Annotated in this window: 19 protein-coding genes; 1 reads left to right on the top strand and 18 read right to left on the bottom strand. The window is 42.9% G+C overall.

From position 1 onward, the window contains the following. Nucleotides 1–475 precede the first annotated feature (475 nt). From ftsZ to LCM11_RS20030, 16 genes are all read right to left on the bottom strand, one after another. Entirely contained in the window at nt 476–1,630 is a 1,155-nt protein-coding gene (gene ftsZ, locus LCM11_RS20105; protein WP_014643120.1) for a cell division protein FtsZ, read from the bottom strand. Nucleotides 1,631–1,705: 75 nt separating this feature from the next. Continuing rightward, on the bottom strand, nt 1,706–2,995 hold the full coding sequence (gene ftsA, locus LCM11_RS20100; protein ID WP_089751883.1) for a cell division protein FtsA: 1,290 nt from the start codon (nt 2,993–2,995) through the stop codon (nt 1,706–1,708). Between the two features lie 307 nt (nt 2,996–3,302). Beyond that, the gene (locus LCM11_RS20095; protein ID WP_224896000.1) at nt 3,303–4,340 is read right to left on the bottom strand and encodes a cell division protein FtsQ/DivIB; all 1,038 of its coding nucleotides are present in this window, start codon (nt 4,338–4,340) and stop codon (nt 3,303–3,305) included. A gap of 516 nt (nt 4,341–4,856) precedes the next feature. Continuing rightward, a complete protein-coding gene (spoVE, locus tag LCM11_RS20090; RefSeq protein ID WP_224895999.1) occupies nt 4,857–5,957 on the bottom strand; it encodes a stage V sporulation protein E in 1,101 nt (366 codons plus the stop codon). A 61-nt stretch (nt 5,958–6,018) separates the two neighbouring features. After that, nucleotides 6,019–7,365: a UDP-N-acetylmuramoyl-L-alanine--D-glutamate ligase gene (gene murD, locus LCM11_RS20085; protein WP_224895998.1), complete on the bottom strand. Its 1,347-nt coding sequence runs from the start codon at nt 7,363–7,365 to the stop codon at nt 6,019–6,021. Then, nucleotides 7,362–8,348: a phospho-N-acetylmuramoyl-pentapeptide-transferase gene (gene mraY / locus LCM11_RS20080; RefSeq protein WP_224895997.1), complete on the bottom strand. Its 987-nt coding sequence runs from the start codon at nt 8,346–8,348 to the stop codon at nt 7,362–7,364. Before mraY ends, murD begins: the two co-directional genes overlap by 4 nt. Before the next feature lie 45 nt (nt 8,349–8,393). Further along, complete coding sequence (locus LCM11_RS20075) at nt 8,394–9,755, bottom strand: UDP-N-acetylmuramoyl-tripeptide--D-alanyl-D-alanine ligase (protein WP_224895996.1); 1,362 nt, start codon at nt 9,753–9,755, stop codon at nt 8,394–8,396. After that, nucleotides 9,752–11,227, bottom strand: coding sequence for a UDP-N-acetylmuramoyl-L-alanyl-D-glutamate--2,6-diaminopimelate ligase (locus LCM11_RS20070; protein WP_224895995.1), 1,476 nt, complete (start codon nt 11,225–11,227; stop codon nt 9,752–9,754). The genes LCM11_RS20075 and LCM11_RS20070 overlap by 4 nt, the downstream gene beginning before the upstream one ends. 133 nt (nt 11,228–11,360) lie before the next feature. Further along, nucleotides 11,361–13,283, bottom strand: coding sequence for a stage V sporulation protein D (locus LCM11_RS20065; protein ID WP_224895994.1), 1,923 nt, complete (start codon nt 13,281–13,283; stop codon nt 11,361–11,363). 90 nt (nt 13,284–13,373) lie between these two features. Beyond that, a complete protein-coding gene (locus LCM11_RS20060; protein WP_224895993.1) occupies nt 13,374–15,518 on the bottom strand; it encodes a PASTA domain-containing penicillin-binding protein in 2,145 nt (714 codons plus the stop codon). A 27-nt stretch (nt 15,519–15,545) separates the two neighbouring features. Continuing rightward, nucleotides 15,546–15,914 carry a cell division protein FtsL gene (gene ftsL / locus LCM11_RS20055; protein ID WP_224895992.1) on the bottom strand — a complete coding sequence of 123 codons (369 nt, stop codon included), beginning with the start codon at nt 15,912–15,914 and terminating at the stop codon, nt 15,546–15,548. Beyond that, entirely contained in the window at nt 15,911–16,891 is a 981-nt protein-coding gene (rsmH, locus tag LCM11_RS20050) for a 16S rRNA (cytosine(1402)-N(4))-methyltransferase RsmH (RefSeq protein WP_224895991.1), read from the bottom strand. The genes ftsL and rsmH overlap by 4 nt, the downstream gene beginning before the upstream one ends. Before the next feature lie 21 nt (nt 16,892–16,912). Continuing rightward, nucleotides 16,913–17,344: a division/cell wall cluster transcriptional repressor MraZ gene (gene mraZ, locus LCM11_RS20045; protein WP_224895990.1), complete on the bottom strand. Its 432-nt coding sequence runs from the start codon at nt 17,342–17,344 to the stop codon at nt 16,913–16,915. A 159-nt stretch (nt 17,345–17,503) separates the two neighbouring features. After that, nucleotides 17,504–19,129 carry a bacillithiol biosynthesis cysteine-adding enzyme BshC gene (gene bshC, locus LCM11_RS20040; RefSeq protein WP_224895989.1) on the bottom strand — a complete coding sequence of 542 codons (1,626 nt, stop codon included), beginning with the start codon at nt 19,127–19,129 and terminating at the stop codon, nt 17,504–17,506. A gap of 96 nt (nt 19,130–19,225) precedes the next feature. Further along, nucleotides 19,226–19,606: a DUF3397 domain-containing protein gene (locus LCM11_RS20035; RefSeq protein ID WP_224895988.1), complete on the bottom strand. Its 381-nt coding sequence runs from the start codon at nt 19,604–19,606 to the stop codon at nt 19,226–19,228. Then, entirely contained in the window at nt 19,603–20,487 is an 885-nt protein-coding gene (locus LCM11_RS20030; protein WP_224895987.1) for a 2-dehydropantoate 2-reductase, read from the bottom strand. Before LCM11_RS20030 ends, LCM11_RS20035 begins: the two co-directional genes overlap by 4 nt. A gap of 161 nt (nt 20,488–20,648) precedes the next feature. Between LCM11_RS20030 and LCM11_RS20025 the strand changes: the two genes are divergently transcribed. Then, on the top strand, nt 20,649–21,131 hold the full coding sequence (locus LCM11_RS20025) for an N-acetyltransferase (RefSeq protein ID WP_412098164.1): 483 nt from the start codon (nt 20,649–20,651) through the stop codon (nt 21,129–21,131). 131 nt (nt 21,132–21,262) lie between these two features. Here the strand turns inward: LCM11_RS20025 and LCM11_RS20020 are convergent, their stop codons facing one another. Both LCM11_RS20020 and LCM11_RS20015 read right to left on the bottom strand, forming a co-directional pair. After that, nucleotides 21,263–21,739, bottom strand: a complete 477-nt coding sequence (locus LCM11_RS20020) for an RsfA family transcriptional regulator (protein WP_014643103.1) — start codon at nt 21,737–21,739, stop codon at nt 21,263–21,265. 61 nt (nt 21,740–21,800) lie between these two features. Then, complete coding sequence (locus LCM11_RS20015; protein WP_224895985.1) at nt 21,801–22,568, bottom strand: enoyl-CoA hydratase/isomerase family protein; 768 nt, start codon at nt 22,566–22,568, stop codon at nt 21,801–21,803. Nucleotides 22,569–23,195 lie beyond the last annotated feature (627 nt).

The following is a 23,195-nucleotide window of genomic DNA, read 5'->3' as shown; positions in this document are numbered from 1 at the left end:
TGGTTTACCGTTTTGGTGCAGTTGGGCCATTTGCTGTTTGAATTCTTGGGTGAAGTTACGTCGAATTCTTGGGGTCATAACGGAAGCTCCTCGTGTTTTGTATTAATTCAGTCTATCTGACCTTAACCAACCTGTCCAACCAACTGTAGCCGGTCCAAGATAAGATGCTGAGTGGTTTCGAGCCTCTTGTTCGGCTAGGTCCGGAGGGGGACGATGGAGACTCCTGCGGGGTGAACATGATGGGTGAGACCCCGGAGAGCTTTAGCTCGAGGAGGCTCAGCACATGCCCGCGGAAAGCGAAATCGTCCCCTGCAGGACCTACAGACTACCCCAATATCTCAAAACTGAGTCTTACACAATCCGGCCCTTTAGTTTAATAACGAGCATATAAAATCAACGATATATTGATACATAGCTCATAGCCCACAAAAAAACCGCTGCACCTCATGGGGTGCAGCGGTCTTATCACTTGTTTTTAACGGCGACGATTCCGGTTTCTTAGGAATGTCGGGATATCCAGGGTGTCTTCTTCCTGGTTTGGCTTTTGATTTTGAGGCTGAGGGCTTTCACGGCGAGGCTGTTCCTCACGCACGCTGCGCTCAGGCTGACTAGGTTTTTGCTGGCTCGGACTTGGCTGGCTCGTAGATGGACGTTTCTTTTGCCCTTGAGCAATTTGTGTCTCATCAAAACCAGTTGCAATAACCGTAACTACAATCTCATCCTTAAGGTTTTCATTGATAACTGAACCAAAGATAACGTTTACTTCCTGATCAGCTGCTGATGTAACGATATCAGCTGCTTCCTGAACTTCATACAGGCTTAAATTAGTTCCGCCACTGATATTCATCAGTACGCCATGTGCCCCATCAATGGATGTTTCAAGCAATGGTGAGGATATGGCTTTCTTAGCAGCTTCTGCAGCTCTGCTTTCACCCGTAGCTATTCCAATGCCCATCAATGCTGATCCTTTGTCTACCATGATGGTCTTAACGTCTGCGAAGTCAACGTTGATCAGTCCTGGAACAGCAATTAAATCTGAAATGCCTTGTACACCTTGACGAAGTACATTGTCTGCTTCGCGGAATGCTTCCAGCATCGGTGTATTTTTATCCACAATTTCAAGAAGACGGTCATTTGGAATAACGATCAGCGTATCTACGCTTCCTTTCAATCCTTCGATTCCGCCTGCAGCCTGTGTGGAACGTTTACGTCCTTCAAATGTAAATGGACGTGTTACAACACCTACGGTAAGTGCACCAAGTTCTTTAGCAACTTGTGCGATGACTGGTGCAGCACCTGTTCCTGTTCCGCCGCCCATTCCGGCTGTAACGAAAACCATGTCTGCCCCTTGAAGAGCTTCTTCTAACTGTTCCTTGCTTTCTTCGGCGGCTTTGCGGCCTACTTCCGGGTTTGCACCCGCGCCAAGACCTCGAGTCAGTTTACCACCAATTTGCATTTTAACTTCTGCTTTAGATAAATTCAGTGCCTGAGCATCTGTGTTTACGGCGATGAATTCTACGCCCTGTACTCCATGCTCAATCATACGGTTGACGGCATTACTGCCGCCGCCGCCTACTCCGATAACTTTAATGGTTGCCAGTTGGTCCATGCTTGTATCAAAATCTAACATCTTCCGTTCCTCCTAGTACACGAGATTACAAGATTTATTGTTTGTGTCCGTCCGCTGACCGACCTTGACCTGTCATTAATCAAAGAAATACTTTAATAAGTTGGACAAGCCTGATTCTTTCTTCTTCTCGGGCTTTTCATTTTCTTCGTTTTGCTGTTTCGCAGCGCGTTTTTGTTTTTTAGGCGCTGGTTGTGCAAATTCTTCAGTTACTGATGGGAAAATCTCTTTTCCTTGTATTTTCGCATTACGATAGGCGAATTGCAAGATACCCACTCCACTTGTGAACTGCGGTTCTCTTACACCGATATAATCCGGGATTGCCAATCGAACATTAGAATGGAATACGTCCTGGGCAAGTTCTAGTATGCCAGGCATGTTCATCGTTCCGCCAGTCAGTACAAAACCTCCCGGCAATTCTCTTACTCCCATTCGTTGAAGCTCTTCAGCTGCTAAGACAAATATTTCTTCTAGTCTAGCTTCAATCATATCAGATAATTGCAATTGATTGAATGCCTGTTCGCGATTACTTCCAATGATTGTGACAGAAAATGTTTCCTGTTCATTGGCATCATCAAAAAATGCATGCCCATGCTCGACTTTCACTTTTTCTGCTTCTTCAGTCGATGTTCTTAATCCGATTGACAAGTCTTTGGTAATATTATCTCCACCGAACGGGATTAAGCTGGTTCCTTTAAGGTGACCGTCTTCAAAAACAGAAATTGTAGTAGATCCACCGCCCACATCCAGTAGTGCAACACCAAGATTGGTTTCGTCGCTGGACAAGGAAACTGTCCCTGAAGCAAGAGGCTGAAGACATACATCCAGTACCTCAAGCCCCGCACGCTCAACACACTTCAAAGTGTTATGTAAAACGGTTTTAGCACACGTAATAATCATACCTTCCATTTCCAATCGAACGCCAATCATTCCGCGAGGATCCGTAATTTCATCCTGTCCATCCACGATAAACTGGCGGGGTATGACATCAATAATCTCTCTTTCTGGAGGTATAGATAGCACCTGGGCTGCATCAATCACACGGGTAATGTCTTCATTACCAATTTCTCTGCTTTCACTAGAGACAGCAACCACGCCATGACAGGACTGCAGTTGAATATGATTACCGTTAATACCTACCACTACACGATCAATTTTCATATCTACCATGCGTTCTGCCTGTTCTACAGCTGAACGTATAGAATGGACCGTCTGATCTATATCAACAATTGCCCCTTTTTTCATACCGTTTGATTTGGCTGAGCCTACGCCAATAATATTGAGGGTATCATTTGAGATCTCTCCAATAATTACCTTTATACGACTCGTTCCTATATCTAAGCTAACTAATATTTCTTCTTGTTTCACCAGTGGCGCACCTCCTATTACAAGCCATTTGAGTAGTTCAAAGCATATCGAATTTACGATAAAAAAACAATCTTTGCAACCATTTCGTAAATCGATTGATAAATTTTGAGACTCGGGCTTTTCTTAGATCATTCTTAAAGCAATTCTTTTAGTTGATTTCCACAAAGTCTAAAGAATATCCTTTTCATTCATCGCATTTTTTCAAATTTAAGTCAAGGAGCATTCGCAGAACTTAGATGAATTCACTCGGTCCTGCTGCTGTCGGAACCTTTAAAACTTTTCCTTTATCCTTACCAGTTGTCTAAGCTTACTGCTCGGATTCCTCCGATCCGGAATCGTCTTCGGAAACAGACTCATCACTATCTTCTGCACTTCCGCTTTGGCCAGCACCCTGATCAGAGGCTGGATTGCCTTCCATACCAGGCTCGGAATCCTCATTTGTTTCAAGTTGAGGGGTCAGTTCCGTATTTTCCTGAGGAGTACTATCTGTTTCCGATTCTGGGTCTGGAATATTATTTGCTTCGAATTCAGAGATTGGGTCCTCGACCTGCTCCTGATTTTCAGCCTGGACTTCCCCTTCCGTATCTCCTTCTTCCCCCGTACTGGCATATTCTTCAAAATAAGCGCCTACATCGATATGGATAATCCCTTCAGCGTCTTCTTCCAACTGGGCCACAATCGATGGATAAATGGTCATTTTATTTGAAAAATTACGGATAGAAGCAAATACCTGAAAGCCATCATTCATATACAGCCGAATTTGATAAGGGTTGTCCTCTTTAGGCTCCCAATGAATTTCGGAAATTAAATTGGTTACACTCTGCGGTAATTCCTTTAACTCCTTGGACATTTCCTCAAGATAAGTCTGTTTTGAAAAGCCTGCCAGGATCGGCGCATCTCCTCCAGGAAGTGAAGAAGAGGTCTCTAGTTTAGTTCCATTTTCAAGTATGGCAGAGAATTCACCGTTCGTTTGTACGTATCCGATTCGTTCTGCTTCTTCCACTTGAATCTGGACAGTATTCGGAAAATCTCGATTCACATTCACACTTTTAATTTCTTTATGAGATTCAACATTATTTTTTATAGAATCAGTATCTACTTTCCAATAATTAGTCTCTGTGGTTATATTAGCCAGTTCTTTAATTTCATCAGCAGTTACATGCCTTTCTCCCTGGACTTCTATATTACCTACATTACTTAGCGGTGACTGTAAATAAATCACAATCGCAATAAGTAAAAAGAGAATCATCAAATAAAGAATCAGTCTTCTGTTTGCTTTCTTCCTTCTTGTCTGCTTCAACTTAGGTATGCGATCTTCTATGGAAACGACTTTTCTCTCTTCCATAACGGGCATTTCTCCTTACTGCTAGACACCCTTTCGATGCTGCATTAAGCTGTATGAAAGAATGATTTACCATTACTTAATTCAATGAAGAGGTTTCTTCATCTAATGACTCCCATTATATCACAAATTTTCGCTAACGGATTACGTGAGTTAAACTAGTTTTATAATATTTTCTCCTATTTTCTCATTTATCCGCTTTCATTGACTAGTATGTCAGAATTACAGCCTCTCGTCATCCGTTTTCCAAGAGTTTCACAATAAAATTATAGAAATGCTCCTTTTAAATTCGAATGTAGATAATACAGATAAGCATAAGATCCTATGTTAGACTCAGCTTCGGTATAAATAGAACTGTAAAAGGATGTTCGACTAAGACCGTCACGTCCTGAAACCACGTCGAATGCTCCTGGTTTGTGCAGGGTTCAATAGTCAATAAGTCTTTCAAATAATCGATTACTACGTTTAATAAGTTCAGGAAATAACAAAAAGACGATGCAGATAGCTCTGTATCGTCTTTTAATGACTTGAAAATCTGCTGACGCTAAGTAATAATCCCAGCGAAGCAAGAGTAAGAGTGAGAGATGATCCACCATAACTCACTAAAGGAAGTGTAATTCCGGTTACGGGAATCAGACCTGTTACAACACTAACATTAATCATTACCTGTATGGATACCATGCCCACAATGCCGAGGGCAAGAAGTGAACCGAAAAGATCAGGTGCATAGAGACTGGTCCTGATTCCTCTCCACAGGAGAATGAAAAATAAAATCAGGATAAAAGCTCCTCCTATGAACCCAAGTTCTTCTGCAAGGACCGCAAAAATAAAGTCTGTCTGAGGTTCAGGCAGGTAAAAGAATTTCTGCATGCTGTTGCCCAATCCAAGTCCAAGCAATCCCCCTGGACCAATAGCATACAGGGATTGAATAATTTGAAAGCCACTCCCAAGAGGGTCTTCCCATGGGTGAAGAAAAGCAGTAATACGTTTAATCCGGTAGGGAGCTGAAGCAATTAAAGCGATCATTCCAGCCATCCCCGCTCCTGCCATCCACATAAAATGACTGATTCTTGCTCCAGCCGTAAACATCATCACCATACATGTCCCAACCATAACCACGCCTGTCCCTAAATCAGGCTGAAGCATAATTAATGCAAATGGAACCAGAATTAAAGCTAGTCCAGGAAGGAATCCCTGCTGAAATGAATTCATTTTCTTTTGACGCTCAGACAAAAAACGCGCCAAAAATAAAATTAAACCAAGTTTCATAAATTCTGAAGGCTGAATACTGAACATCCCTACGCCAATCCAGCTCCTGGCACCCCCACGTACCATCCCCACACCTGGAATTAACACAGCGATCAGAAACACAAGACACATAATTAGAATCCACTTGGAATGTCTGTGCCAAACATAGTAGGGAATTCTTGATAACGCCACCATGGCAACCAGTCCTACGGAAGCAAAAAGCATTTGACGCTTTGCAAAAAACCACGGGTCATCAAACTTGTATTCAGACCAGATGCTTGATGAACTGTAAACCATGATAATACCCATAATCAATATCCCTAGTATAGCGGCCACTAACCAAAAATCCGGCTTTCTTTGTTTTTCCTCCATAAAAAAAGCCCTACCTCCCATCAGAATGGAAAACAGGGCTCAAGCTTGTCGCATAAAGCCCTTACTTCAGCTTATGCACAGCTTCTGTAAACATGTTGCCTCTTTCTTCGAATGTGCGATATTGATCCCAGCTCGCACAGGCCGGAGATAATAATACGACGTCATTTTGATTAGAAAGACGATAAGCTTCAGTTACGGCCTCATCCATACTATCCACTTTCATGATATCTTTGATACCAACTGACGTTCCGGTCTCTTTTAAAAGATCAGCCGTTTCACCAAATACGACCATTGCTTTCACGTTCGATAGGTACGGCGCAAGTCCTTCAAAGCTGTTGCCCCGGTCGAGCCCCCCTGCCAGCAGAATGATCGGCTGCTGAAACGACCGCAATGCATAAGATGTAGCTAATATATTGGTCGCTTTAGAGTCATTGTAAAAAAACCTGCCGTTTTTCTCCTGTACATATTCCAGGCGGTGTTTTACCCCAGCAAATGTTGTCAGCACCTGGTGAATAGCTTTATTAGAAGCCCCGATTGTCTTCACCACAGCTAGAGCTGCCAGGATATTTTGCAGGTTCTGCTCCCCTACCAGTACGATTTCCGAATTCTTCATAATAGCTTCTTGGTTAAAATAGATCCATTCTTTATCTGTCCACGCCCCGCTACCCTGTTGATTGAGAGTAAAAGGAACCTGTTTTGACTTGGCAGACGGAAGGTAGCTCATGATCTTCTTATCATCGGCATTGTACACAAATGTATCTTCTGAGGTCTGGTTTTCTATTATTTTTGCTTTTGCATTATGATAAGCCTCAAGCGTACCATGATAATCTAGATGAGCTTCGTATAGATTTAATAATACAGCAACGTCCGGTTTGAACGTTTCTGTTCCCAACAGCTGAAAGGAAGACATTTCAACAACCATGATTTCTTCATCGCTGGTAGAACGAGCCACTTCACAAGCAACTTTGCCGATGTTCCCCGCAACGGAAACAGGTTTATGGTCAGCCTTTATGATCTCGTGGATTAATGTAGTGGTCGTGGTTTTTCCATTTGAACCCGTAATCGCAACCATCGGGCCCTCATGCAGTCTTCCCGCAAGCTCTACCTCTGTAACGATCGGAATTTCCCGTTTTACAGCTTCATCAATTAAGGGGTTTTCATAAGGAATGCCTGGGTTTTTAACAATCAGTTCTATTCCTTCAAGTGCTTCAAGCGGATGGCCACCTGTAATAACTTCCGCCCCTTTGTCGATTAAACTCTTCACTTCTTCACTCTCTTTATCTGCCTTCAAGTCGTTGATCCTAACATTGATTTCTGAATCCAGCAGAAGATGGGAGACCGCCGTGCCACTTTTTGCTAAGCCTACAACTAACACATACTTATAAGGAAAATTCGTTAACGTCTTCATCCAAACATCACCTCAATATAAATCCCAAGCACGGCAAATACAAGACCTACTGTCCAAAACGTTGTGACGACACGCCATTCGGACCAGCCTTTCAGTTCGTAATGGTGGTGCAGTGGGCTCATCTTAAAGACTCTTTTGCCTGTCGTTTTAAATGAAATAACCTGGATAATGACAGAGAGTGTTTCGATTACAAACACTCCGCCAATAATCACCAGGATGAGCTCCAGTTTTGTTAAAATAGCTGCAATCGCAATGGCTCCCCCAAGAGCGAGCGATCCGGTGTCTCCCATAAATACTTTGGCGGGGTGGGCATTAAATACAAGAAAGCCTAGTAATGCTCCTACAACCGCAAGTGTGAAAATAGTTACTTCCACATTAGACTGGTCCGTCCATGCCAGAATAGCAAAAGCTCCGAAAGCTATAGCTGCTGTTCCTGCAAGCAGACCATCCAAACCGTCTGTTAAGTTAACCGCATTGGATCCCCCTACAAGCATGAATAGAATGAGAAGGCCATATCCCCAGCCCAGTTCCAATTCAAAAGATGTGCCGGGTACCGTAATAAAGGTCGGAAAACCTGTACGTTCTAAGATAATGTAAACAACAAGTGCGATAATAATTTGGCCAGCCATTTTCTGTTTTGAAGTTAAACCGAGATTTCGCTTTAAGGCAACTTTTATATAATCATCTAAAAACCCGAGCAGACCATACCCGAGCAAAACAAATAAAACAAGAAATAGGTGAACGCTTGAGGAACCCGGTGTAAACCAGTATGAAGCGCAGAGGGTAGTGACAAGTACCGCAATGATAATCATTACCCCGCCCATCGTAGGGGTCCCTGATTTTTTCTGGTGAGATTCCGGACCTTCTTCTCGAATAGCCTGACCGAACTTCAAACGTCTCAAATAAGGAATGATGATCGGCGATATCACAACTGTAAGAGCGAATGATAATGCCATGGTGATTAGTAATATGTAGTCGTTCATTTTGTAGTACCTCCTGTTAGTTCGTTGTCAATCATCTCCTATGAATCATTTTACGAGATCGTTCAGTAATTCCTCCAGCTTCATTCCTCTCGAAGCCTTAATCAGAACTACAGTGTCGGCCGTTAATGTTGCACGTACATGATGACTTAAAGTTTCTTTATCTGTAAAATGTTTTGTTGCTATCTGAGGCTGCCGTTCTGCGACTGCTCTGGATATTTCTTCGGAATGCTCGCCAATGGTATAAACGGCATCAATTTTATCCGTCACGGCTTCAGCTACACTGCGATGTAAGACCCGGGACTGTGACCCAAGTTCAAACATATCTCCAAGAATGAGCACCTTACGAGACTTCGTAGTCAGTTGAGCCATCACTTCTATCAGAGCCTTCATAGAGGTCGGTGAAGCGTTATAGGCGTCATTAATAATTAGGGAATCATTTATTCCTATGTGTTTTTCATAACGCATGCTAGACATCTGAAGATGATCAAAGCCTTCTTGAATTTGAGCGAACGTGAGTCCTGCCTTCTTTGCAAGTGTAATCACATAAGCGGCATTCTTCACGTTATGCTTTCCAGCCAGAGGGAGCTTAAAAGTTTCTTTTTCATTCATTGTGAACTCACTGGCATCATCTGAAGTGCTGACCATCTTCACCTGCTCATTGTTTTCGCTGTTGAATCCGCATGAAATTGATCTTTTATCCTGTTTGACGATATTTAAGAGCGGTTCATCCCCATCAATGATTAAGGTACCATCCTCAGACATTCCATCCTTAATTTCCAGCTTAGCAGAAGCGATCCCTTCCCGAGAGCCAAGGTTTTCAATATGGGATTCCCCGATGTTCGTAATGACAGCATATTTGGGATGAGCAAGTTTTGATAAGACAGATATTTCACCTGCATGGTCCATTCCCATTTCCAGAACGAGAACTTCTGTATCCTCATTCATGGAGAGAATCGTCAAGGGAAGTCCAATATGATTATTAAAATTTCCCGCTGTTTTATGCGTTTTATACTTCCGACTTAATACCGAAGCTGTCATATCCTTTGTCGTTGTCTTTCCATTAGATCCGGTAATTCCAATAACTAATGGGCGAACCTTCTGCAAGTAATACGCAGCCACTTCCTGAAGTCCTTTCGTTGTATCCTCAACAAAAAAGACGGGGAAATCGGTCGGTACGGCGGAAGAAAGCTCTCTATCCTTCTGCCAGAGAGCTGCGACCGCTCCTTGTTTAATCGCGTCCTTTATAAAATCATGGGCATCAAAATTCTCCCCCACTATAGGTATAAACAAACTCTGCTTGGCTTCCACTCTTGTATCGGTTAAAATTTCTTTCAGTGTGATTCTGTCTTGTGCCGCTCCTTTAAATTCAGGAAAGAGGGTAGTCAGCTCTTGCACTTCTAAAATCATGATGGACGCTCCTTCATTCTCTTTAATATCATTTTTGCTACTTCACTATCATCGAAATGGTGTCTGACACCATTCACTTCCTGATAGGTTTCGTGTCCTTTTCCGGCAATAAGGACCATATCCCCTGCTTTTGCCATCCTAAGAGCATATTCAATCGCCTGCTCCCGGTCTTCAATTAATTCAAATGGTTCGCTTAAGTGGCTGGTCATATCCTGAAAAATCTGCTTAGGATCCTCAGTACGTGGGTTATCCGTAGTAAAAATTACGTAATCTGCTCCTTGCATAGCGGCATCTGCCATATATGGACGCTTACTCCGGTCTCTGTCTCCCCCGCACCCCACCACTACATAGATGGAACCTTTACAGAATTCTGAGATCGTATTTAAAGCATTTTCCAAAGAATCCGGTGTATGGGCATAATCAATCACTACTCCGTATTCCTGTCCTTCGCGAACTGGCTCAAAACGCCCCCTTACACCATGGGTCGTTTCGAACACATGCTTAATAACAGTAAGAGGAATACCCGACAAAATGGCTGCCCCAGCTGCCGCAAGCATGTTATAAATACTAAACAGTCCCATTAGAGGACTGTTAATGGAAATCTCCCCCCTCGGGGTTTCCAGAATATAAGCGGCGCCCGTTTCTCCTAGTGTGACGTTCTTGGCCATTATATCTGCCTTGGAGTGAATCCCATAGGTCAGCAAGGATTGGGAGGTTGAGCGGATAAAACGTTTCGCCTGCTTGGAATCTTTATTAATCACAGCAAATTTGCGACGCCCTTTATTATACCCGTTACCTAATTGAGCAAACAATAGGGACTTAGCCCGAAGATAATCATCAAAGTTATCATGGTAATCTAAATGATCGCGCGTGAGGTTGGTGAAGATGGCAATGTCAAAATCACAGCCATAGACCCTGCCTTGATCCAGTGCATGAGAGGAAACCTCCATAATCGCTGTCGTTACCTTCTCCTTGCGCATTTCTGCAAAATAACGCTGAAGCGAGAGACTGTCCGGAGTGGTGTTCTTAACGGGATAGGTTTTTCCCGCGATGGACACCTGAATCGTGCCGATCATTCCTGTCCGTTGATTAAAACTCCGAAAGATTTCGTCTAATAAATACGTAATGGTGGTTTTCCCATTCGTACCAGTAACTCCAATCACTCTCAAGTGCTCTGATGGAAAACCATAAAAGGTAGACGCTGCCATTGCGAGAGCCCTCACCGTATCATTTACGATTACCACAGGAAGATTGGTGTTGACTTCTCTTTCTGCAATGACGACAGCGGCTCCTTTAGCTTCTGCATCTTGCACATATTCATGTCCATCAGCTTCTACACCGTGAATGCAAATAAAAAGGTCGCCGGGATCCGTGGATCTGGAATCCATCGAAATCCCTTGAACCGTAATGTCTGACAGGGGTTGAGTCACTTTATAAAAAGGCATAAGCTTCAGTAACTTTTTCATTTTCATAACGGTCACCCTTACCCACATACAAGATTCATTATAGCAAATTGACGAACCTTCTGTATGCCCATAATTGTTTTTTTACGATTTATCGTAACGGTCTGTTCACTAACCTGAAACATCATGTATCAGACGGTGGCTAATTCCCCATATAAACGCGGACCTTGGATCCGCTCGGCACCTTCACTCCAGCTTCAGGAGCCTGAGTAATTACTTTATCGCCTTTTCCACTTGCCTCAATTTTTAAGTTGGTGAGCAGCTGATTGAGTTCTTTCTTCTCAAGCCCCGTAACATTCGGAACTTCAACCAACGGCTCCTCAGGCCATGTATATTCTTTTTCCAGCCCATCTTTACGTGGTTTCACTTCTAAAGCCCTCAAACTGTCTTCCATGATATTCCCCACGATAGGAGCCGCCACCACGCCGCCAAACTGGACGGTATCCTTCGGGTTATCAATGGCGAGATAAACCACTAATTCAGGATCATCTGCAGGCGCAAAACCAATGAAGGAAACGATATGGTTGTTTTCCATATACCTTCCGTCCGGACCAACCTTTTGTGCGGTACCTGTCTTACCACCTACACGATAGCCTTCGACGTAAGCTCCGCGACCTGTTCCTTTAGCCACAACGCTCTCCAGCGCTTTACGGATTTGTGCTGATGTTTCTTCCGAGATGACGCGATCCTTTACTTTCGGCTCATTCTTTTCTTCAGCTTCTCCTGTGACTGGATCAAGCCAGGCTTCCTGAATATAAGGTTCGTAATAATATCCTCCATTCACAGCTGCCGCTACGGCCATCACCTGTTGAATAGGAGTAACAGAAACGCCTTGTCCAAAGGCTGTCGTCGCTTGTTCTACAGGACCAACATTTTCAGGCTTAAACAAAATCCCTTTGCCTTCTCCTTCTAAGTCTATACCGGTTTTTTCACCGAAACCGAACCGGTCAATATATTCAAAAAGTTTATCTTTTCCTAAGCGCTGGCCCAATTGGACAAATCCCGGGTTACAGGAGTTTTGAACAACTTCCAAAAACGTCTGATCCCCGTGCCCTCCACGCTTCCAGCAGTGCAAAGTGGCTCCATCCACCTTCACAGCACCTGAATCGTGAAAGTGCTCCTCATGGAGGTCGACCAGATTTTCTTCGAGCGCTGCTGCGAGCGTAATAATTTTAAAAGTAGAACCTGGCTCGTACGTACTCCAAACCGGCAAGTTACGATTATAAACCATTGGTTCAACTTCCTGATAGTTAGCAGGATTAAAATTCGGGCGCGAGGCCATAGCTACTACTTTCCCAGTGTCAGGATCCACTGCTAAAGCAACCGCACCATCTGGATTATATTTGCTTTGGGCAATATCCAGCTCTCTTTCAACAATGGCCTGGACTTTATAATCAATCGTAAGCTGAAGATCTTTTCCGTCTACCGGTGGTTTATAAATGTCGGCCATGTCAGGCATCCGTTTCCCCTTTGCATCGGAGAAGAAAGAAAGGGCTCCCTTTTCACCTTTAAGCTCCTCATCATAGTAGGCTTCAAGACCAAGCAGCCCCTGATTATCAATGCCGCTGAAGCCGAGAACATGGGAAAGAAATGCACCATGAGGATAGTACCGCTCCGAATCTTCTGCGATGTAGACACCAGGCATACCCAAAGATTGGATAGCTTCTGCTTTTTCTTCAGAAATTTTCCGCCCTTCTGGGTGGATTTTTTCAATAGATATTTGTTTCGTGACGTGGGTGTACGCTTTCTCCACACTCATCTCAAGAATTTGAGCTAATTGCTTAGCCGTAGTTTCAGGGTCCTTTACCTGCCTTGGTACAACCATGACGGTTGGAGCGGACTGATTACCGACAAGAACTTCCCCATTAGTGTCCACAATATTGCCTCGTTCTGGTTCAAACGTGATATCACGGCTCCATGATTCTTCTGCTTTGGCGATCAGAAAATCACTGAGTACAAATTGCACGTACCCGAGCCTTCCTATAATCACAAAAAAAATAAACATTCCCACAAGAAAAACAGTGATCAACCGCTTCTTCACAATGACTTGCGATACTCTTCTCATCCACATAACTCCTTTTGAAAGTCGGTAGAGTCAGCTTGTATCACTATATGCATTGTAGAAGCGATTAGAACACTGTCTGGTTTGGTCTTCCTATGATTCCGGCGGTGCTAGTTCCACCACTAGATAACCCTCTTCTTTAATTTCTGAACCTGGGGCTATACTTTGCTTGGTTACGTATCCATTACCCATCGTTTCTATATTGAAGCCAAAATACTCAGCGAGGCGATGGACATCTCTCAAAGAATAGCCTGTAAGGTCAGGCATGGTTGGTTGATCGGTTATTACCATTACCCTCTGATTCTTTATAAGTTCTGAGCCTGGTTCAGGCAATATTTTCTCTACCTCACTGCCTTGACCGATTACTTCGACCCTATTGAAATCCTCTTTTAATCGACTGGTCGCTTTCTCAACAGAAAGATCGGTCACATCAGGCAGTTTTACTTGAGAAACTTTGGTTTGACTCTCTTCATCTGGTTTAATATCAAGATAATGCAAACTGTTTTCCATAACCGTTTTCACAATATGAGATACTGGATCCGAGCCATACTCCGTATTACCCAGATTGGGCTGCTGCACGGCTACATACATTAATAGTTCAGGATCATCTTTAGGCGCCATACCCATGAAGGAAAACGTGTAGTTCTCTCTTCCGGTCATATAGCCGCCTCCTGGTTTACTAATCTGTGCGGTACCGGTTTTTCCTGCGAGTGAAAAATCATCAAGTTTGAATTTCCCACCGGTCCCATTTTCCGAGGTGACTACCTGCCCCATTAAATCTCTTACCTGTGAAGCTGTTGATTTTGAAATAGGTTCGCCAATAACCTCAGGAGAGCGTTCTTTCATAATTTCCCCGTCTTTACTTGAGGAGATTTTAGAAAGAATATAAGGTTTCATCATTTTGCCGTCGTTTGCAATGGATGTAGCTGCTGTCATAAGCTGAATCGGTGCAACCGTTGAGCCTTGGCCAAACGCAGTGGTAATCTGCTCTATTGGCTTATCAAAAACGAGTGAACCTGTTTTCTCTCCAGGTAAGTCAATTCCAGACTTTTGATTCAGGTGAAAGTCTGAAAGATATTTTTTAAACTTATCAGGTCCTAACTTCTCATAAGCAAGGATGGAGGCAGCCACATTTGATGAGCGCTGAAATCCTTCATTAAAGGAAATCATTCCCCAGCCCTCTCCATTGTTGTGATCACCAATAGTACTTGAATTCTCCGTCACTTGATACCTGCCGGATTTATAAAGCTCATCTCCATCATAGACACCTTCTTCAATAGCTGATGCCCACGTGAACATTTTCATAGTGGAACCTGGTTCGAAAGGATAAGCTATCAAATCATTGTACCAGTTCTCTACCTCACCAAGATCATTAGGGTTATAACTTGGTCGGTTACTCATAGCTAAGATCTGACCTGTATCAGGATCCATAACACCGGCCATGATCTTTTCAGGACTGTATTGCTCATCTACTTGTGACATGGCATCTTCCAGAAAGGTCTGGATCTTCTGGTCAATTGTCAGGTAAACATTTTCGCCATCATCCGGCTCTTTCATCACCTGATTCGGGTCCAGCAATTTAGTTCCATATTTATCACGTTCATAGCTTATTTTTCCTTCTTTTTCCTTCAAATACTTCTGCATCTGCTTTTCTATCCCTGTGATTCCCTTGATATCTCCATCCTGCGACCGGGCAAACCCTATGAGATGGGAGGCAAATACTCCGTTAGGATAGTAGCGCTTAGCTTCTTCCTGAAAGGTGATACCAGTCAAGTTCAAGTCTTTAATCTTTTCCATTTCTTCTTGAGAGATTTCCCGCCCATTTGCTCCAAACTCTACTTGAAAGCGCTCATTTTCCTGACCATTCTTAATGGTTTTAAGCATTTCACTTTCCTTAAGTCCAAGTATAGGAGCAAGTTTAGAAGCTACTTTTTCAGGGTCTGTTACGTGTTTAGGGTTCTCAAGGTTTGCCGAATATTCCGGGTCTACAATCGCCTGCAAACGATACATGGGGCGATCATAAGCCAGAACCATTCCGTTCTTATCATAGATTTTACCTCGATCGGCATCAATCTGGTAAGAGCTTGTTCTGATCTCTTCCGCCCATTCCTTCAAATCTACACCTTCTACAGTCGCTGTAGTTTCAATATAAAGAAACCGGCCGACAATAATTAGAAATACAAAAGAAAACACAAGGATGAGCAGAGCTGCACCCCTATGTGTGTTTGGATTTTTCATATATTCATCACCAGTTTTAAGATTTTATTACTCGATATTTGCTGCTTGTTTGACTTGCGCATTCTGGATATCCAGTCCATTCTCTTTGGCGACCTTAAGAATACGGTCCGGGTTGCTCAGTTCTTTCACTTGAAAAGCCAGATTCTCATTTTGAGTTTCCTGTTTAGAAATTTCCTGTTCCAAGCTTCTAATATCACGATTCAGCTCATCCGTTGACGCTGAAAATTGCACAAGGAATACAGAAGCTGCGAGAAATAATGTTGTGGCTGCGGAATACAACATTTTCTCCCCTGTACTGATCCATTGTTTTTTACGGAGCTTTACTTTTTTAACCTGTTTCTGTCTCTCAGGCTGATGAAAAGGCTGCTCCTCTTTTCTTATTTTCTCTACACTCATGTTTGCTTCCACCCTTCTTCAAATTGAAACTCTGAATTCCAAGGTTTAATCTTCTCTACAACTCTCAATTTTGCTGAACGCGAACGACGATTTTCTTCCAATTCTTCACTTTCGGCGACAATCGGTTTCCGTGTTACCATTTCAAATGGCGGCTGTTTATCTTCTGGAATGACGGGGATATTTTTGGGCAGAGGCGGATTAGAACTCCATTTTTTAAAAGCTTGCTTACATAAGCGATCTTCTAAAGAATGGAAGGTAATCACAGCAATACGTCCATTCACGGCACAAACCCGGGCAGCCTGATGCAGGCTATCCTGAAAAGCACCCAGTTCGTCATTTACGGCAATACGAATTGCCTGGAAAATTCTCTTCGCCGGATGCCCGCCCTTTCGTCTTGCAGGTGCAGGAATTCCCTCTTTAATTAGTTCGACAAGTTCACCTGTTGTTTCAATCATTTTCTCAGTTCGTGCTGCTTCAATTTTTCTGGCAATCTGTTTAGAAAACTTCTCTTCTCCATACTTAAAGAAAATTCTAACGAGACGTTCATACGGCCACTCGTTTACAACTTCTTTGGCACTAAGTTCATTAGATTGATTCATCCGCATATCTAAAGGTGCATCTTGATGATAGCTGAAACCACGTTCCTCAACATCTAATTGAGGACTTGATACACCAAGGTCGTACAAAATTCCGTCGACTTCGGTATAACCTAATTCTTCCAGTTCACTTTCTAGTTCACGGAAGTTTGCATGCACAAAAATTACTCGATCTGAATATTCATCCAAACGTTCACGAGCCGCTCCAAGGGCTGCTTTATCCTGATCGAATGAAATTAACCTGCCCTTCTCACTTAACATAGAGGCAATCACTTCTGAATGTCCTCCACCGCCAAGCGTACAGTCGACATATGTACCGTCAGGATGAATGTTTAAGTGCTTTATAGTTTCTTCTTTTAATACGCTGTAGTGTTCAAACATGTACTCACTCGTTTCTCATCTTCAAATATCAAAATCAAGCATATTCTCCGCGATTTCAGAGAATGATTCTTCCGATGCCTCGAAATACGTTTCCCATTGTTCATGGCTCCAGAACTCAATACGGTTGGATACGCCAATGACAACGCATTCTTTCTCAAGTGAAGCATATTTCCGAAGAGGAGGAGGGATATTGATTCTACCCTGCTTGTCTACCTCACATTCAACGGCACCTGAAAAGAAAAATCTGGTGAAAGCGCGGGCATCTTTTTTGGTGAGGGGGAGTTTCTTAAGCTTCTCTTCAAGCATCTTCCACTCGTTCATAGGATAAGCAAATAGGCATTGATCTAAACCTCGAGTAAGGACAAACGTTTCCCCAAGATTTTCACGAAATTTGGACGGTACTATAATCCGTCCTTTCGTATCAATGTTATGCTGGAACTCACCCATGAACATGTTGCTTCCCCACCTTCTGTTTTCACCTTACCACATCGCCCCACTTTTCTCCACATACTTTTAATTTTTCTGCACCCACAAAAAAAATCCTGCCTGAAAAGGCAAGATTTTAAAGGGATTCATGATTTTTTTATGAGGTGGAGGAAGGTGGAGGTTTTTTTACACATACACCACATAATGATCTTGATCAAATGTTAACAAATGCTGATTTAGTCGCTGGAAAAAGTCCGTTCCCTGTTGATTCACCCACGGGAGGATACTCCACATCCGTTCTTGAAGGCCGCCTGCAGGGTGGAGAAGTAAATCCAACTCATTAAACTGGGTCACTTCTTTTTCATATTTCTCTTCCAACGTTTTAGCCATCCGCTTTTCTAAATAATCAACATGCTGGTAAATGTAATGTAGGTTTTTATCTGCCAGACCTTCAAGATCAGGCCCCAGTTCCGCAGATTTTTCTCTAAGAGGCTTATGAATACGCTCAATTTCCTCTTTTACCTGCTCACTTAGCTGAGGAATCGGCGGGGAGCTCTTAGATGCAATCCATCTCATTTTCTTTTCGCCGGTGCCAAATTGTACAGCTTCCTGAGGTTCTAAGTGGAAGTGTTTCAACTCCTGCTCAGATTTACGGTCCACCAATGTAAAGGATAAACGAGGAAGTACCGGAGGCATTTGAAGACCGACGGCTTCGAAGCCAGGTTTAAGGACAGACCAGTAATTAATTTCACCAGGTCCACCAATAAAAGCGAGTACAGGGAATAAGAAATCCTGCATAAGCGGTCTTGACACTACATTATTGCTTAAACACTCAGGGTGATGTTCTGCTATTTCTAATAATTCCTTTTCCGATAACAGGACTTCATTCTGTTTACCTCTAAAGCTACCCTCTTTCTCACGAGTGAGAAGGACACGCTCTCCCTCATGGTGGTAAAACAAATGAGCGTCTTCTGCTTCACTGTCTAACACCGTCTCGTACCCTTCCTGCGCATTTAATTGAATGGCAGAAAAAACACGGTGAGCAATTTCAGCATTATGCTCAATCATTGTACTAAAGTAAGCAGACTCAAGCTTCCGCACTTCAGGACGGTGAGCGTCAATCACCACCAGACCTTCATCGGGGAACAGGAGATAAACCAACTTGGCAAAGAAATCACTATAGCTCTCCGATTGCTCCAATAAGCGCAGAGTCTGTTGATAAAAATCACCTGTGTATTCGGTCTCATCTATCTCACTGAATATTTGCTTCAGCCATTCTTCTCCAGCTCTCTCGTCTATTTTAATATCTGAAACGGAAGCTTTTCGGTCGGGTTCCTGGGAGATCGCCATTTTTTTCATTTTTCCGTGACTTTTAACCATAATGTGGTTAATCTCATCAAAATCATGATCCTCTCCCGCAATCCAGAAAACCGGTAAAACAGGCTTACCTAGTTCAGCTTCCTTCTTTTTAGCGAGCTGAAGGACAGAGATGATTTTATGAACTGTGTACAACGGGCCTGTTAACAGTCCTGCCTGTTGTCCCGCTATGACAACGGTTGCGTTTTCATCTTTCAGCCTTTCAATGTTGTCGAGTGTACTTTCTGGTGCTTCCCACCGTTCGTTCATTTCTCTTAAAACTTCCGAAAGATTGCTGCGCTGATAAGTTTGGCCTTGTAAAAATTGCAGTCGGTTTTTCCAGGCTTCCGAATCTCCAGGCGCATATGAGAATTTATCTTTTACGTTTTCGAAGTTATATTTAAAATCATGAAACAGTCTCTGTTTCGGCTTTAATTGAATAGGATCGATACGCATTTATGAACTACTCCTTTGTCGGGCAAATATTCTTTGTAGTATGTATCCTCTTAGTATTGTACAAAAAAGATTCAGGGAGTTCATCTAATCTGTTTCTTACCCAAGTAATCGATCGACCAGACCATAAACAGTAAGCCCTAAATAGAAAAGGGTAAAAACTAAGAAGCTGACTCTCCAAAAACCTTTAAGCGCCCGTCTAAGCCGAACATCGTGATCCTTACGATACTGGGCAATAAGGGAAAGGCCTAAAAGAATGAGCAGAAAAATCATGATAAAGGCAAAAAAATTCTCTTCAAATATAACGAGCAATAGGAGGTGCACAGATAAGATAAAGATGGGGGCTGTGAAATTAGCGGTCTGATGAATCGCTTTCCACTTGTGGCGCTTAAATTTCCTGGCAAACATATAGAAGATCACCAGTACCGGAACGGGCAAGGTGAGGATCGCAGCCAATAAGAAAACCAGGAAATCCATCATCTCTCCGCTTGTCTCCCCTCATTTATAACTTCAAGGGCGTGCACAGCATCTACTACAAATTGGTGATTCGGCAAAGGATGAGCGCTACGTTTTATCAAATACTCATTTATGGCTTCAATTTCAGTTTTTCTCCCGCTTTCTAAGTCCTTAAGCATAGATGATTGATTTTCAGACGTAAGTTGTGCAATCGATAATATACGCTCCCATTCCTGATCCACACTGCGCCCTAGTACCATACAGGCTTCGCGGCACAAACTCCAGGCCAGGGATCTAAGATAATGATTTGTGCAGATATCACCATTCTTAACTCGAAATAGGCCTGTTAAAGGATTGATCACAGCGTTAATCAGCAATTTCGAAGCAAGCATATCTTCATAATCTTCTCTAAAAACTACCGGGAATTCTTCAGTATGCAACGCTTTAACCATCTGTTGAAGACCTGCTTCCTGCAAAGGGAGGGAGGCTATGTTTATTTTTCCTTTCCCCGTATGCTTTACATGGCTGTCATCCACTCTCAATGCGCCGTGTTCCACTACCCCGAGCCAGCAGGAATTATGGAGTTCTTTTATTCGCTCCAGGTGCCCCATTCCATTTTGTAAAAAAAGGAATGGTACATCAGAAGGCAAATTCATGTCTAACAGCGGATAAATATCTTTCTGTTTCACTGCAATGATTAACAGACTATGATTCTGTACACCCTCTTCAATGGTATGTGCCCTTACCTGAGTAGATTCCCCCAAACCGTCACATTGTACGCCTTCACTTTCTATATGATTTCTCTGCCTTTCTCTTCTAACATACAGGTGAACTTCATGGTTCCTCCCCAAATAGGCAGCCGTTAGCAGCCCTACGGAACCTCCCCCAATGATTCCTATCTCCATCCGTCTTCCCTCACTTCGTTCAATATTTTTTCTTATTGTAGCAGACTCTTATGTACAATAGCAGTCGATAATTGTCATTCCACTAATTGTTCGTTTCATTCTGAAAATTTTTATATTATAATAAAGGAAGATAAAGATAAATTGAAAGGGGAATCTTCATGATGACTTCCACGAAAGTAAAACCTTTACTGGTGAATTATAAAACATTAGAAGAGTTCAAACGTTTCAAAGAATATGGCAATCAGGAACTTGCTATGCTTGAAGATCTTGAAAGCAACATTGTAGAGAATGACAGCGAATCGCCTTTTTTTGGTGTGTACTATGGAAGCGCTTTAGTGGCTCGGATGAGCTTATACCGTGTTCGCGCTAAATACGATAAGTATTTCGTTCCCCCTCAGGACTATCTCGAGCTTTGGAAACTTGAAGTCCTTCCCGACTACCGGGACATGGGTTTTGGAAAAGATCTGGTTGAGTTTGCTAAAAGCTTCGAACTCCCAATAAAAACGAATCCACGCATTAACTCCCACGGTTTTTGGGAAAGAATGGGCTTTCAAAAAGCGAGTTATGATGTGGAGCGTGACTTAGGTGAAAATCCACTCATCTGGATGCCTACAGGTGTCGAGGAAAGGGATACAAACGCTTAATAATATATAAACACAAACAAGGCCGCTACAGTGACGTGTAGGGGCCTTTTCCTTATCCTGACTTTGCAGCGGTAATATCCGCTTGTCGGACCTATCCGTTAATGAGAATACATTAAAATAGCTTTGTTCATTTACATAGGAGTCTTCTGATGCTGTTTGACCCAATGAACGAGTTTATCCATTTCATTCCAAGCCGCTTCCCACTGTTTCAACTGGTGTCTAAGCTTCTGATTGTCTTCACTCAGCTGTTTTAACTCATATTCAAGCTTCTGTTTACCTTTTTCGTCGTACTGTTTTACTTTCATTTCTTTTAAGAAGGATATTGCAGCGTCAATCGATAGTGGTGAATCTTCAGCTGAAGGTATACTTGTATAAATTGTACGCTTTTCTTTGCGGTTTTGTTTCGCCTCTTGAATTTCTTCGTAATAGTCTTTTCGTACAGTCGCATTCCATCTAAACCCGCAGGCAGCAGGCGTTCTATTTAAATGTTCAGCGACTTCCTGAAAGGCTTCAAGCTGAGTTTTCCCTTCCCGGATGTACTTAAGAACCGTGTTAGCCAGAAGTACATCTTCTTCTTCCTTCCAGGCGTCTTGTCTAGGGGCATCCATACCATCCCTCCTCTATTGTTTGTTTATAGTTATGCAGCAAGGATGGTTGATAGAATAGTATTCATAACTTTTTTCTTGTGCTCATAAACTTTTCCACCGCTAGTTTGTGCTCTTCAGTTTCCCATAGGTTCGAACAGAGTCGTACTTCTTCTTCCATCCGCTCATAAAGATCCTCTGGAAAGCTTTCTTTGAGAAGCTGTTTTTTAAATACACGCATTTGAGCAGCCGTTTTATTTAAAAAAGGCTGAATATCTTTTAAACCTTTTATATCTTCCAAAGAAGATATTTTGTGCAGCCAGCTTATATGTAATGTTCTCTCTGCTTTATACATTTCCGCATCCATGAGCCAGTGAGCGGCGTTTCCTGGAGTTATACGCTGGTATAGGAGGGTTCCTCCGCCCCATCCAGGAGTTATCCCTAAGTTTCCCTGAACGAAGCCGAACTTAGCATCTTGACGTCCATAACGAAAATCACAGGCCGTAGCGATTTCACAGCCTCCTCCTCTTGCCTGACCGTTCAATAGAGCGATCACGGGAATAGGCATGGTAGCGATCTGATGGAGTACCTCCATCATGGGACGCAGCAGATTATACGCTTCCTCTGCTGACATATCACCATGAAATTCGTGTAAATCTCCCCCTGTGCAAAAAGCACGCTCCCCTTCCCCGGTAATAACGAGAAATTTCAGCGTATGATCTGAACTTACCTGATCCAGCGCTTCATTCAACTCTTTTGTCATCTGTCGAGTAACCGCATTCATTTTTGCAGACCTTTGAAGCGTGAGTACTGCGTATTTTTCCTCTTTAATGTCCAGACGGACCTGTTCCATCTCCATCACCTCTATTCATTAATTTAACACAAAACTCCTCAGTGATGATCCTCCAGAAAAGCTCCCGTTACTTGAAGACTCAGTTTCGAGATAAACGGGTCCGTTACTTTATGTGGAAGAGGGCTGGTGGGGAAATAACTCGCCTTCCTATGGCCCTACACGACGTAGGGGCGATCGACGTTGCCACAGGACGTGGCGACTTTAGTCGATCCTCCTTTTGGCCAAGAGCTTCCTCGCTCGTTTCACTCCCTGTGGGATCTCACCTAGTCCCTTCTCCCATGGGAGTCTCGCCATTTCCCCACCAACCCAACGGTAGGAAGAAAAACGGACATTTTGAAAAAGAGGAATTGTTCATATCTCATTTGCAGTAAACGCCTTTATATCAACGTTTTCCACTATAATGAAGGAGAAAGTAGGAAATAGTTCCCTGATATCATGATAACGAAGCAGGTAAGATTCAGAGTGGTTTCGAGTTTCTGATCTGGCAAGGTCCGTAGGGGGACGATGAAGACTCCCTCCGGAAATGTTGACACATCAGGGGTTTTTAAGATCTTTCGATCTCTTAAAATTTTTTTGTAAGCTTCTCTCGAACCGTATTATTCCTTGTATTCCTTTTAAAGGAAAAAG

It is taken from the genome of Halobacillus halophilus, assembly GCF_020171985.1.
Taxonomy (GTDB): Bacteria; Bacillota; Bacilli; order Bacillales; family Halobacillaceae; genus Halobacillus; species Halobacillus halophilus_A.
The sequence above is the reverse complement of the archived record's forward strand: the minus strand, read 5'-3'. Positions and strand labels throughout refer to the sequence as shown.